This window comes from Tissierella pigra (assembly GCF_009695605.1).
GTDB lineage: Bacteria > Bacillota > Clostridia > Tissierellales > Tissierellaceae > Tissierella > Tissierella pigra.
Genome location: NZ_VUNQ01000024.1, coordinates 1 through 12,927 on the forward strand (window position 1 = coordinate 1; position 12,927 = coordinate 12,927).

Annotated in this window: 15 protein-coding genes and 1 pseudogene; 11 read left to right on the top strand and 5 right to left on the bottom strand. The window is 31.6% G+C overall.

What is annotated here, in order from left to right:
- Nucleotides 1-203, top strand: a pseudogene (locus FYJ83_RS19975) (IS256 family transposase); the annotation flags it as partial.
- Nucleotides 204-566: 363 nt separating this feature from the next.
- On the opposite strand, the gene FYJ83_RS11430 reads toward FYJ83_RS19975, so the two are convergent.
- The 3 genes from FYJ83_RS11430 to FYJ83_RS11440 form a co-directional block, all read right to left on the bottom strand.
- On the bottom strand, nt 567-1,028 hold the full coding sequence (locus FYJ83_RS11430) for a hypothetical protein (RefSeq protein ID WP_154440692.1): 462 nt from the start codon (nt 1,026-1,028) through the stop codon (nt 567-569).
- Nucleotides 1,016-1,354 carry a YtrH family sporulation protein gene (locus FYJ83_RS11435; RefSeq protein WP_154440694.1) on the bottom strand — a complete coding sequence of 113 codons (339 nt, stop codon included), beginning with the start codon at nt 1,352-1,354 and terminating at the stop codon, nt 1,016-1,018. Before FYJ83_RS11435 ends, FYJ83_RS11430 begins: the two co-directional genes overlap by 13 nt.
- A 192-nt stretch (nt 1,355-1,546) precedes the next feature.
- The gene (locus FYJ83_RS11440) at nt 1,547-1,885 is read right to left on the bottom strand and encodes a zinc ribbon domain-containing protein YjdM (protein ID WP_154440695.1); all 339 of its coding nucleotides are present in this window, start codon (nt 1,883-1,885) and stop codon (nt 1,547-1,549) included.
- Nucleotides 1,886-2,109: 224 nt separating this feature from the next.
- On the opposite strand from FYJ83_RS11440, the gene pdhA reads away from it, so the two are divergent.
- The 9 genes from pdhA (at nt 2,110) to FYJ83_RS11485 (ending at nt 10,818) form a co-directional block, all read left to right on the top strand.
- Nucleotides 2,110-3,192, top strand: a complete 1,083-nt coding sequence (gene pdhA, locus FYJ83_RS11445; protein ID WP_154440697.1) for a pyruvate dehydrogenase (acetyl-transferring) E1 component subunit alpha — start codon at nt 2,110-2,112, stop codon at nt 3,190-3,192.
- A gap of 1 nt (nt 3,193) precedes the next feature.
- Nucleotides 3,194-4,174 (top strand): alpha-ketoacid dehydrogenase subunit beta, encoded by a 981-nt coding sequence (locus FYJ83_RS11450; RefSeq protein ID WP_154440699.1) that lies wholly within the window; start codon nt 3,194-3,196, stop codon nt 4,172-4,174.
- Nucleotides 4,175-4,188: 14 nt separating this feature from the next.
- A complete protein-coding gene (locus tag FYJ83_RS11455; RefSeq protein ID WP_154440701.1) occupies nt 4,189-5,481 on the top strand; it encodes a dihydrolipoamide acetyltransferase family protein in 1,293 nt (430 codons plus the stop codon).
- Between the two features lie 17 nt (nt 5,482-5,498).
- Nucleotides 5,499-6,878 (top strand): dihydrolipoyl dehydrogenase, encoded by a 1,380-nt coding sequence (gene lpdA / locus FYJ83_RS11460; RefSeq protein ID WP_154440703.1) that lies wholly within the window; start codon nt 5,499-5,501, stop codon nt 6,876-6,878.
- Nucleotides 6,879-7,008: 130 nt separating this feature from the next.
- Nucleotides 7,009-7,491, top strand: coding sequence for a DUF2975 domain-containing protein (locus tag FYJ83_RS11465; RefSeq protein WP_154440705.1), 483 nt, complete (start codon nt 7,009-7,011; stop codon nt 7,489-7,491).
- A gap of 10 nt (nt 7,492-7,501) precedes the next feature.
- Nucleotides 7,502-7,711, top strand: a complete 210-nt coding sequence (locus FYJ83_RS11470) for a helix-turn-helix domain-containing protein (RefSeq protein WP_154440707.1) — start codon at nt 7,502-7,504, stop codon at nt 7,709-7,711.
- Between the two features lie 42 nt (nt 7,712-7,753).
- Nucleotides 7,754-8,815, top strand: coding sequence for an FAD-binding protein (locus FYJ83_RS11475; protein WP_154440709.1), 1,062 nt, complete (start codon nt 7,754-7,756; stop codon nt 8,813-8,815).
- Nucleotides 8,816-8,954: 139 nt separating this feature from the next.
- A complete protein-coding gene (locus FYJ83_RS11480) occupies nt 8,955-9,452 on the top strand; it encodes a SixA phosphatase family protein (protein ID WP_154440711.1) in 498 nt (165 codons plus the stop codon).
- A gap of 130 nt (nt 9,453-9,582) precedes the next feature.
- The gene (locus FYJ83_RS11485; RefSeq protein WP_154440713.1) at nt 9,583-10,818 is read left to right on the top strand and encodes an aminopeptidase; all 1,236 of its coding nucleotides are present in this window, start codon (nt 9,583-9,585) and stop codon (nt 10,816-10,818) included.
- Nucleotides 10,819-10,871: 53 nt separating this feature from the next.
- Here FYJ83_RS11485 and FYJ83_RS11490 read toward each other — a convergent pair whose 3' ends face one another.
- Together FYJ83_RS11490 and FYJ83_RS11495 are read right to left on the bottom strand one after the other, a co-directional pair.
- Nucleotides 10,872-11,216, bottom strand: coding sequence for a hypothetical protein (locus tag FYJ83_RS11490; protein WP_154440715.1), 345 nt, complete (start codon nt 11,214-11,216; stop codon nt 10,872-10,874).
- Nucleotides 11,209-11,718, bottom strand: coding sequence for a DUF6036 family nucleotidyltransferase (locus FYJ83_RS11495; RefSeq protein ID WP_154440717.1), 510 nt, complete (start codon nt 11,716-11,718; stop codon nt 11,209-11,211). The genes FYJ83_RS11490 and FYJ83_RS11495 overlap by 8 nt, the downstream gene beginning before the upstream one ends.
- A 174-nt stretch (nt 11,719-11,892) precedes the next feature.
- Between FYJ83_RS11495 and namA the strand changes: the two genes are divergently transcribed.
- Entirely contained in the window at nt 11,893-12,909 is a 1,017-nt protein-coding gene (gene namA, locus FYJ83_RS11500) for an NADPH dehydrogenase NamA (RefSeq protein ID WP_154440719.1), read from the top strand.
- The last annotated feature ends 18 nt before the right edge of the window (nt 12,910-12,927 follow it).

Here is a 12,927-nt window from a genome sequence, read left to right on the forward strand (position 1 = left end):
TAATAGAAGGTTTTCATAGACAGCTAAGAAAAGTAACCAAGACTAAAACTATGTTCCCATCTGATCAAGCTCTAGAAAAGATACTTTACTTAGCTAGCCAAAATACTATAAAGAAATGGACCCAAAGGTATAAAAACTGGGATTTGGTTATAAACCAGTTATCTATATTCTTTGAAGAACGAGTAAATATCCATCTTTCATAGAATTATATAGGTGTTATATGAAAACCTTCTAAATTTGGGATTATAGGCTTTAAAACAGATTATAAAGCTAGCTTCAAACCATAATCCAATTAAAAATGAGTAAGCTTTTTGTAAAGATAAATTCAAAGATATATTTACAAAAAGTCATAGCATCACTTATATAAAATTATTGCCAAGATTATTCAATTTAATGCATAAATTAAAATAACCTTGGCAAAGATATAATCAAGATATTTAATTGTAAGTTTTATCCAGTTTAATATTTCTTGTCAGATTAGAGATGAGTAGTTATCTCTAAAGCACAAAGTTATTTACATTCTCGGCTCTTATATTAAGATACTACCCTTTATTTCATTGCCCTTATTATTCCTTTAACTCTACATTAACATATATCTTTAATATTTCTGTCAATATTAATTTTTCTACCTTTAGCTTGTATTCCTTTTTTTCTATTTTAAAAATTCTTTTATCTATTACTTCTGAAAGTATATCTGTGTCTATACTTTTAACTTCTTTTCCAATTAAGGTATTATATTTTTCTTTTATGGACTTTTCTATATCTATTCTATCCATCTCATCTCCATTAAAGTTTAGTTTTATCTCTATATCTTTAAGTATCATATTAGTATCACTAATGGTTTGTTCTAATTTTTCCAACTTGGCATCTCTATCCTCAATTGTATTCTCTAGAGATATTATTGTTTTATGATATTCATCTATTCTATAGCTAACTAAAGTAGTAAAAACAGCTATCCCCATTAAGATACCTGAGATAAATCCTGTGAAAAGACATACTATATATTTTGAACTTCTTACTTTAGCCATATTTCACTACTCCTTTGAATTAACTTAATAAAAGAAAATCCTAAATTTGCCCCTAAAAGAGCTATTAATATATATATCATCTGTTTTATAATAGATTTTAACTCTCCTTCTATTAAACCTTTATCAATTATTATAAAAGAAGAGAATGTTCCACCTAATGCAATGGCAACAGCCCATATTTTAATAGAACCTGCTACGTTTAACATAGTCCGAAGGGGTGGGTTATTAGTTATAATTGCTCCTATTCCAGCAAATACACTTCCTCCAACTACTACACCAAAAGCAATGCAAAAGTTTTGTACTATACTTATATAAAAATTAGACAATATATCATCCCCCGAAGCAATTCTTTTTTATTAAGATATGTTTGCTTTTTTTGTTTATGTTAGTAATCATATTTCAAATCTTCGCTTTGTTTCAATTACTGACTAGCCTATTTTATAGAAATAAGATTTTTAAATAAATAAAAACCTATGGATTATATATAATCCATAGGTCTTTATATGTTAGGTATACAGTTATGCCTTTTTTACAAATTCAGATTTTAGTTTCATGGCTCCAAATCCATCAATTTTACAATCAATATCGTGATCCCCATCGACTAATTTTATATTTTTCACCTTTGTACCTATTTTTACAGATGATGAACTTCCCTTGACCTTAAGATCCTTAATCACTATTATATCATCACCATCACTAAGTACATTTCCATTGGCATCTTTTACTACCTTCTCATGGGTAGACTCTTGTTGTATATCTGGGTTCCACTCGTGGGCACACTCTGGACAAACAAGAAGATGTCCATCTTCATAAGTATATTCTGAACTACATTTTGGACAATTTGGTAAGCTTGACATATTTTCCTCTCCTTTCATGATTAATTTTTATATAAATTTATAATTTATTTTAAATTTCCTCATAGGCATATATAGTACCATAGTTCACTTTTATTTACAAATAATCTCAAAATATATAAAAATTAAAGCATGTCTCCATGTTTAGTTTATTGTATTTAGGGAATAAAATAAATACAAATGATAATAGTTATCAATTAGTTATTTATATATAAGGAGGTAGTAAAATGAGATTTGAAGATTATAACCCTCTAGATGAAAAATATTATAGTATTTTAAATGCCCATGGCGAAATTATAAACGAAAAAGATATTCCGGCACTGTCCAACGACGAATTATTATATCTTTACAAAACCATGTTATACACTCGTACAATAGATGAAAAAGCTTTATCCTATCAAAGACAGGGAAGGATGCTTACCTATGCTCCTAACACTGGTCAAGAAGCTGCCCAAGTAGGCAGTGCTTATGCCATGGATAAGGAAGACTGGTTAGTTCCTGCTTTTAGAGAATTAGGGGCTTGGTTAGTTAGAGGTGTTCCTCTTAAAAATATTTATTTATATTGGTATGGAAATGAATGGGGAAGTTATATGCCAGAAGGTGTAAAAGTACTTCCTGTAGCTGTTCCTATAGGTTCCCAATATCAACATGCAGCAGGTATCGGTATGGCAAACAATATTAAAGGAGAGAAAAATGCAGTAGTAACTTATATTGGAGATGGCGGTACTTCCCACGGAGATTTCCATGAGGCTTTAAACTTTGCGGCAGTTTTTAATGCTCCAGTAGTATTTATAATCCAAAATAACCAATACGCTATTTCAGTTGCTAGAGAAAAACAGACTAAGAGTAAAACCTTAGCTCAGAAAGCTATTGCTTACGGTATGCCAGGTATTGTAGTAGATGGCAATGATATATTTGCCATGTATTCTGCTACAAAAGAAGCCATAGACAGAGCTAGAAATGGTGAAGGTCCTACACTTATAGAAGCCTTTACCTACAGATTAGGTGCTCATACTACTTCTGATGACCCTACTTTATATAGGGAAGACTCTGAAGTTGAAGAATGGAAACATAAAGACCCATTATTAAGATTTAGAAAATATTTATTAAATAAAAATATATTAACAGAGGAATGGGAAGAAAAAACTAAAAAGGAATTGGAAACTGAAGTAATGGCTACTTTTGAATCAATTGAAAATAAATCTGATACCGAAATTGATGATATATTTAAGTATCACTATGAAACAATGCCTCCACAATTAGAGGAACAATTGTTGGAATACAAGTCTTTTTTAGAAGGAGGTAAATAATATGGCTAACACATTAAATATAGTTCAGGCTGTTAATCAAGCTTTAATGAATGAAATGGAAAATGATGAAACTGTAGTAGTTTACGGTGAAGACGTAGGTCTTGAAGGTGGAGTCTTTAGAGCAACTGTTGGATTACAAGAAAAGTTTGGAAAAATGAGAGCCTTTGACTCTCCCCTTGCAGAATCTGCCATAGTAGGTACAGCAATAGGTATGGCAGTTAATGGACTAAAACCAGTTGTAGAAATGCAGTTTATGGGATTTTCCTATCCTGCCTTTAACCAAATAATATCTCATGTTGCTAGAATGAGAAACCGTAGTAGAGGTAGATATATTTTGCCTATGGTAATTCGTGCTCCTTACGGCGGAGGTATTAGGGCATTGGAACATCACTCTGAAAGTACGGAAGCTCTTTATGCTCATATACCAGGACTTAAAGTTGTTATCCCTTCTACCCCTTATGATGCAAAGGGACTTCTTATAGCAGCAATTCGAGATCCTGATCCCGTTTTATTTCTAGAACCAAAGAGAATATATAGGGCATTTAAACAAGATATTCCAGAGGACGCTTATACACTTCCTATTGGTAAAGCAAAGATCGTGGAAGAAGGAGAAGATGTAACTATTATAACTTGGGGTGCAATGGTTAGAGATGTGCAGAAAGCTGCCCAAATGGTAAAAGCCAAAGGAATCCATCCGGAAATAATAGACTTAAGAACCATTGCTCCAATGGACAGAGAGACTTTTGTTGAATCAGTTAAGAAAACTGGAAGAGCCATAGTAGTCCATGAAGCTCCAAAGACTTTAGGTACAGGAGCAGAGATTGTAGCTATTCTAAATGAAAAGGCATTCTTATATTTAGAAGCTCCTCCTACTCGTGTAACAGGATTTGATACTACTTTCCCTCTTCCAAGAGGAGAAAAGCACTATATTCCATCTCCTGAAAGAATAGCAAAAACAATTGAAGATGTAGTTAAGTTTTAGTTAGGAGGTATATTATGAAATTTGAATTTCGTTTCCCAGATATAGGTGAAGGTATAAGAGAAGGTACTCTTATGAAATGGCTAGTTCATGAAGGTGACAATATAGAAGAAGGTCAATCTGTAGCCGAAGTAGAAACAGATAAAGTCACTACAGAAATCCCTTCTGCAAAATCAGGTAAAGTATTAGAATTGAAGTTTGAAGAAGGAGATACTATTGAAGTAGAACAGGTCTTTATTGTAATAGATACTTCTGATGACTCTTTAGAAAATGAACAAGAACTAAATGAACTATCTGAAAAAAAAGAAGTCGTAGAAGAAGAAACTGCTGGGGTTGTAGGAGAAGTCATAGCTTCCTCAGAAGTGATTCCATCTAGTACAGAAGGTCAAAGTTCAGTCAATGTAAATATTGAGAAGAAAAAAGTATTAGCTACTCCTGTAGCTAGAAAAATGGCTAAAGACTTGGGAGTAGATATTCAGACTATAGAAGGAACAGGTCCACAGAGTCGAGTAATGAAAGAAGATATTTTAAATTCTAAGAAAGGTGCTAAACCATTTAAAGTAGAAGAACCTAAGACTGAACCAGTAAAAGTAAGTTATGATAATAATGAAAAGGTGGAAAGAATTCCACTTACAAGAATTAGAAAGACTATTGCAGAACAAATGTCAAAATCTAGATTTACTATACCTCATACAACTGCAATGGATGAAATAGATGTTTCTAAATTAGTAGAATTTAGAAATAGGCACAAGGATAAGTTTAAAGCTGAAGACATTAATCTAACTTATTTGCCATTTATTATTAAGGCTGTCATAAGAGTATTGAAAGAATTCCCTGAATTTAACTCATCCTTTGATGAAGAAAATCAAGAATTAGTCCTAAAACATTTCTATCATATTGGCATAGCAACAGATACTGATAGAGGGCTTATGGTACCAGTCCTTCGAGATGCAAATGAAAAAAATATTGTAGAGATTGCTAAAGAAGTAGAAGATTTAAGTAATAGAGCCAAGGAAAATAAGGCAGAGCTTCATGAGTTGAAAGGAAGTACCTTTACTGTAACTAATTATGGTTCAATCGGTGGACTATTTGGTATCCCAATTATTAACTACCCTGAATCAGCCATCCTTGGTATAGGACGTATTGTAAAGAAACCTATTGTAAAAGATGATGAAATAGTAATTGCCCATATGCTGCCTTTATCTCTATCCTATGACCATAGAATAATTGACGGTGCTAGTGGTGCTCGTTTCCTAAATATGCTAACTCAATTATTATCTAACCCAGAAATGCTTTTACTAATGTCATAGAAAGAGAAGGTGATTATATGAGTAAATATGATATTCTTGTTTTAGGCGGAGGCCCAGGAGGTTATGTGGCTGCCATAAGGGCAGCCCAACTTGGGGCAAAGGTGGCCTTAATAGAAAAAGAAAGATTAGGTGGTGTTTGTCTCAATTGGGGTTGTATTCCTACTAAGACAATGCTTAGAACTGCTAAACTCTATAAGGATATTTTACGGGGAGAAGAATTTGGCATAGTGGGTATTGATGTAGATAATATAAAAGTAGATTGGAATTCTCTAATAAATAGAAAAGATAAAGTTGTAAATCAGTTAGTATCTGGCATAGAATCCCTTATGAAAAAGAATAAAATTGATATTTATGAAGGAATGGGAACTGTTTTAAATAAAAATGAAATTAAGGTAAATGATACTACTCTTTGGGGACAGAACCTTATTATAGCCACTGGAGCTAAGGAAAACTTTCCTTCCATAAATGGATTAGAAGATATGGTTAAATCTGGTAAAGTTATAAATAGCAAAGGTGCATTAAGCTTAAAAGAAATTCCAGAAGAATTAGTAGTAGTTGGCGGTGGAGTCATAGCAGTGGAATTTGCAACACTTTTTAGCTCCTTAGGCTCTAAGGTAACTTTAATTCAAAGGTCCAATAGAATATTAAGTTCTACAGAATCAGAAATGGCTACTACCCTTGAAAGACAACTTAAAAAAGTAGGAATCAATATATTGACCAATACTAAGTTAAAGTCTATATCAAATGATGGAGTTCTAATTGAACACAAAGGTAAGGAAAAGTTATTTAAAGGAGATAAATATCTTGTATCCCTGGGATTGAAGCCACAATTAAAGGGATTAGAAAGTCTAAATCTAAAGCTAGATTCCAAGGGTTTTGTAGAAACAAACGGAAGAATGGAAACTAGTGTAGATGGAGTATATGCCATAGGAGACTTAAATGGTAAATACGCCTTAGCCCATGTAGCTTCTCATGAAGGCATAGTAGCTGCTGAAAACATTATGGGAATGAAATCTAAAGTAGATTACAATATAGTACCTCAATGTATATATACATTCCCTGAGTTAGCCAGTGTGGGACTTACAGAAGAAGTGGCTAAGGAAAAAGGATATGATGTCATAGTTAGTAAATTCCCCTTATCAGCCAATGGTAAAGCCTTAGCTGAAGGAGAAAATGTAGGATTTATAAAGATAATAGCAGATAAAAAATATGGTGAAGTCTTAGGCACACATATTATGGCAAGTCATGCTACAGATATGATTGCAGAAGCAGTGATGATTATGAAACTTGAAGGAACAGTCTACGATATTAAGGAGGGAATCCACCCTCATCCTACCCTATCAGAAGCAATGATGGAAGCAGCCTTTGGTGCCATAGATAAACCAATTCATTTTTAAAACTCCCTTTTGGGAGTTTTTTATTATATCCAATTTCAATACATTTCCATTTATTCTCAACAATAATTTATTGACATTCGATAAATTATTGTTTATAATCTATTTATTGATATTTCATGGAGGTGTTTTTATGAAAAAGGGGTCAACGCTCTTTTTAAAAATTGCTGTTATCCTTATAGGAGTTCCTATTTTTCTTGTATGTATATTCTTGATACCCAAAATAGGAAACTATGCAGCAAGTCTATATCCAGATATGGATTATATAAAATACTTAATTTCAGCAAATTTATATGCTACAGCTATACCTTTTTATTTTGCCCTATATCAAGCCTTTGAACTTTTAAACTATATTGACAAAAATAAGGCTTTCTCAGAACTATCTGTAAAAGCTTTAAAAAAGATAAAATACTGTGCAGTTGCAATTAGTGTATTATATGCTATGAATATTCCCTTCTTTTATCTTATGGCAGAGATAGATGATGCTCCGGGAATTATAGTATTAGGCCTAGTAATTAGCTTTGCTTCTATGGTAATTGCAGTGTTTTCCGCAGTTCTTCAAAAACTTTTAAACGAGGCCGTAGAGATAAAGTCAATTAACGATTTAACCATATGAGGTGAATAACATGGCAATTATAATTAATATTGATGTAATGTTGGCTAAAAGAAAAATGAGTGTAACAGAGCTTTCAGAGAAAGTTGGAATAACCATGGCTAATATTTCCATATTGAAAAATGGAAAAGCAAAAGCCATTAGATTATCAACTTTAGAGGCCATATGCAAGGCATTAGAATGTCAGCCTGGAGATATTCTTGAATATAAAAGTGATATTTAAATAATAAATATTTGAAAATCTAAAAATCTAGAAGGTGAATTTATGTATGATATTGCTATTATAGGTTCAGGTCCTGCTGGGGCAAACCTTGCACGATTAATAGGAAATAAATATAAAGTTTTATTAATAGATAAAAGGAATTTTAAAAATGAGAATTCCAAAAAAATCTCCCATAAATGTTGTGGAGGTCTATTAGCACCAGATGCTCAAAAGATGCTTGTAAAATTAGGTTTAGGAATACCTAAAAATATATTAGTTGACCCTCAGCTTTTTGCTGTAAGAACTATTGATATGAATAATAATTTAGATAACTTATATCAAAAATTCTATTTCAATATGGATAGGGAAAAATTTGATAGATGGTTAATTTCCATGATTCCATCTAACGTTGATAAAATATTTGATTCATGTTTTAAAGGTTTCACTGAAATATCAGAAGGCTATGAAATTAAATATATTCATAATCAACAGGAAATTTCAGCGAAAACAAAGATTATCATAGGTGCAGACGGTGCATCTTCAAGAATAAGAAATTTAATAAGTAACAATATTCATATGCCTGAAAGATATATAGCAATTCAAGAATCCTATAAGTCTCCTATACCTGCACATAATTTTACAGCCATATTCGATGAAGAAATAACTGATTTCTACTCTTGGATAATACCAAAGGATAATTATCTATTACTAGGAGCTGCCCTTAGACCTAGAAACAATACGGCAGAAAAGTATAATCTACTAAAAGCAAAATTAAAAAATCTAGGTTTTAACTTTAGCAATAGTATCCATAGAGAAAGTGCATATATTTACAGACCCAAAAAATTATCACAGTTTTATCTTGGAATGGATAATATAGCCCTTATTGGCGAAGCCGCTGGAGCCATTAGTCCTAGCTCCGCAGAAGGAATCAGCTATGCGCTGAAAACTTCTCTATATCTAGCTCAAAGTCTTGAAAAAGGTATTGATGGATTTCAAAATAGATATAAAAGTAAGGCAGATAATATTAAATTTAATCTAATGGCTAAAAATTTAAAATCTCCAGCTATGTATAATCCTTATATTAGGCGAATAGCCATAAAATCAGGCTTATTTAGTATAAAGTAATCTTTTTACATAAAATCAACATCTTAATATCTACTTGTCTTCTTCAAATAAAAATATCTCCTATATTTTTCATGGTTTTTTTTAACGAAAATGGGTAATATTCTTAATAACCAAATTCATTTAAAAAGGAGAGTCTTACATGAGCAAATATCTTATACTCTACAGACACGGAATGGCAGAAGATAAGGAAAAATCTACAGATGATGATTTAAGGTCCCTTTCACTTAGAGGAAAAAAACTACTGAAGAAAAGTGTATCTGGATTTAAGACAATGCTAGGTAATCATAAAAATATAAAAATTTATTCTAGCCCAAAACTAAGGGCAAGAGAAACTGCTGACATGTTATCAGAAGAGCTAGATTTAGAAGATCCAATATACTTAGATTTTCTTGGAACTGGAGGCAGTGTTCGTTTACTTAGGGATCTGGTTACTGATATTGAGCCTGAAACTGCTGCAATTATAGTTGGTCAGCAACCCTTCCTTTCACTTTGGAGCCAAGAACTTTCAGGAACCTTCCTTCGTTTTAAAAAAGGAACTGCAGCCTGTTTCAAACTTCCTGATGAAGGAGGAGAAGCTAAAGCTGAACTAACCTGGTATTTACAGACCCGTGAATTTGTAAAAATTGATGAAAAGTAAAGATTTAATTTAAATCCCAATGGATATATAATTTCATTGGGATTTATTTTTTACAGATTCCTAAACCATATATTTACAAATCATTGAATTTCCTATAAACTATAGGTAAATACATAAAAGAGGTGATATTTTGAAAAATCATGAAATGATATTAAATGATTATGCAAAGTTATGTGTTAAAGTAGGTATCAATATTCAAAAAGGTCAACCCCTAGTAATCAATGCTCCAATTGAGGGTATTGAATTTGTCAGACTTCTTGCTAAAAATGCCTATGAACTTGGTGCCAGTGAAGTTCATGTAAACTGGAATGATGAAGTCCTTACAAAACTAAAATACGAAAATGCTCCTATGGAAGTATTTGAAAACTTCCCATCATGGTATGCTGATTCTTTAGAGGATTTTGCAAAAAAAGGTGCAGGTTTCCTTTCAATTTCAGCTCAAGACCCAGAATTACTTAAAGAAATTGATCCAAAGAAAATAGCTGCAAATAACAAATCTTCTTCCATTGGATTAAAAGAATTTAGAAAATATACTATGAACGATATAAACCCTTGGTGTGTAGTATCTATTCCTACTAAATCATGGGCAAAAAGAGTATTTCCTAATGTAAGTGAAGAAGAGGCAGTTGAAAAACTATGGGCTGCCATATTTAATGCTACTCGTATGGATTTAGAAAATCCTGTTGAAGCTTGGGAAAATCATATGGATAATTTAAAAGAAAAGGTTGATTTCTTAAATAATAAGAAATTAAAATCCTTACACTACAAGTCATCCAATGGAACAGATTTAATGGTAGAATTGCCAGAAAATCATATTTGGGCTGGTGGCGGGGCTACTGACTCTAAAGATGTATACTTTGCACCAAATATGCCTACTGAAGAAGTATTTACTATGCCATTAAAAACAGGAGTAAATGGTGTAGTATATAGCACAAAACCTCTAAATTATGGTGGCAAATTAATAGATGATTTTAAACTTACCTTTAAAGATGGAATGGTTATAGATTATGATGCCAAAGTTGGTCGAGATGTATTAAAGGATTTATTTGACATAGACGAAGGTGCAAAACACCTTGGAGAAGTAGCTCTAGTTCCTTTTAGTTCACCTATTTCTAAATCCAATATAATCTTTATGAACACGCTATTTGACGAAAACGCATCTTGTCACTTTGCCTTTGGTAAGGCATATCCTACTAATATAGTTGGTGGAGAAAATATGACAGATGAAGAATTAGAAAAACACGGAGTAAATAACTCCCTTACTCACGTAGACTTTATGATTGGTTCAGAAGATATGTCAATCATAGGTGAGACTATAGATGGAGAAAAATTACAAGTATTTGAAAATGGTAACTGGGCATTTTAAAATAAATATATAAGATAAAGGATAAGCAAGTTTGCTTATCCTTTATTATTAAATTAACCCCAATAGGACAATTTTAGAAACATATTTATAATTTTAGTCAATTCCCTAAATTCTTCCTCAGAAATAACACCATAATCCTTCCCATATATTCCTCTAGATTCTAAGCTCCATAAGAATGATTTATAGTCAGGATATTCATTGATATTATTTTTTAAAAGATATATAAGATTTTCTAATTTTTGATATTTTAGGGTATTATGTTTTTTTTCTTGTTCATATAAAGATAAGTCCTGTATCAATTCCAATGGTATAGTAATCTTATAACGATAGTTATCACTATCATATGGCAAAAAATCATTTTTATAGTTCTCATAGCTTTCACATACTATCCTATACATTATATCTCTCCCTAAACCGTACTAATTGTCTTTTAAATTGTTCTTTTTTTGACTTATACAAATCATTTCTAGATAAAACTTCACATATGATTTCATTTATTAATTCCTTATTAGCCATATTAATAAGTATATCAATATCCTCTAAATCCTTTTCCGCCAACCTGATGATTTTACTCACAATTATATCTTCCACTGATAGCAAATAAATATTTAAATATGTAAACTTATCCAATCTTTTAGCTCTTTCTCTAAATTTAGGTGATATTAATGTACTTTCATATTCTAGCATATCAAAATCTCTTAAGAGTACAAAAACTCGACCTAATTTAGAAGGATAATCTAAATCTATGAAATCAAAATCTCTAGTTGCTCTTTCAGTATAATCTCCTAATATACATGCAGATCCTCCTAGAAAATATATATCAAAGGGTTCAATATTAAAAACCTGTGAAACCTTTTCCATATCAAAAATTCGATCTTCTAATTCTTCCTTCAAATTCATATTTAGCCCCCATTTATTACATCAACTAATATATATTATGTAAATCATTATTTAAATATATTATACCATATAGTTTTACAATTCTCTATTCACTATTAAAAGAATATATAAAATACTATGCAGTGATAATTTTACCACTATGGGTAAGTATATCTTTAAAGGACGGTGATATATTTGAAAAGTTTAACATCATATAAAATTAAAGATATGGAATTAAAAAATAGGATTGTAATGCCTCCAATGTGTATGTATTCTTCTGATGAAAGTGGAATGGTTAAGGACTTCCACAAAATTCACTATATATCTAGAGCCATAGGTGATGTGGGATTAATCATTGTTGAAGCCACTGGTGTAGTTCCCAATGGCAGAATCACCAGTAATGATCTAGGTATTTGGAATAATGAACATATAGAAGGATTAAAATCATTAGTAGATGGTGTGAAATCTCACGGCAGTAAAATAGCCATACAATTAGCCCATGCAGGAAGAAAATGTGAGTCCAATGATGAATATATTGTAGCCCCTTCAGCAATTCCATTTAATGAAAAATATAGAATACCCCGTGAATTATCAAAGGAAGAAATCAAAAAATTGGTATTGGCTTTCAGAGATGCTTCAAGGCGTGCCAATGAGGCTGGTTTTGATTCCATAGAGATTCATGGAGCCCATGGATATTTGATACATGAATTCTTATCTCCTATTACAAATAAGAGAACTGATGAATATGGTGGTAGTATAGAAAATAGAACTAGATTTTTAAAGGAAATATTAGAATCTGTAAAAGAAGTATGGCCTAAAGAAAAGCCTATTCTTCTTAGGGTATCTGCTGATGATTATGACAATGATGGAATTGATAAATATGAAATGGTGAATATTATCAATGAAGTAAAAGAAAATATAGATATGGTTCATGTAAGTACTGGAGGACTAATCAATGCTAAATTTCCAATATTCCCAGGATACCAAGTATCTCATTCTCACATCATAAGAAAAGAATGTAATATGCCTACAATTGCAGTAGGACTTATTAAAGAATTTGACCAAATAGAAGAAATCCTTTATAATAATAGAGCTGATTTAGTAGCCATTGGCAGGGGACTTCTTCGTGACCCATATTTTGTACTGAATATGGCTTATGATAATAATTTAGATATAAAATATCCTAGACAATATGAAAGAGGATACTTTTAAAAAAAGATAGGGAAATCC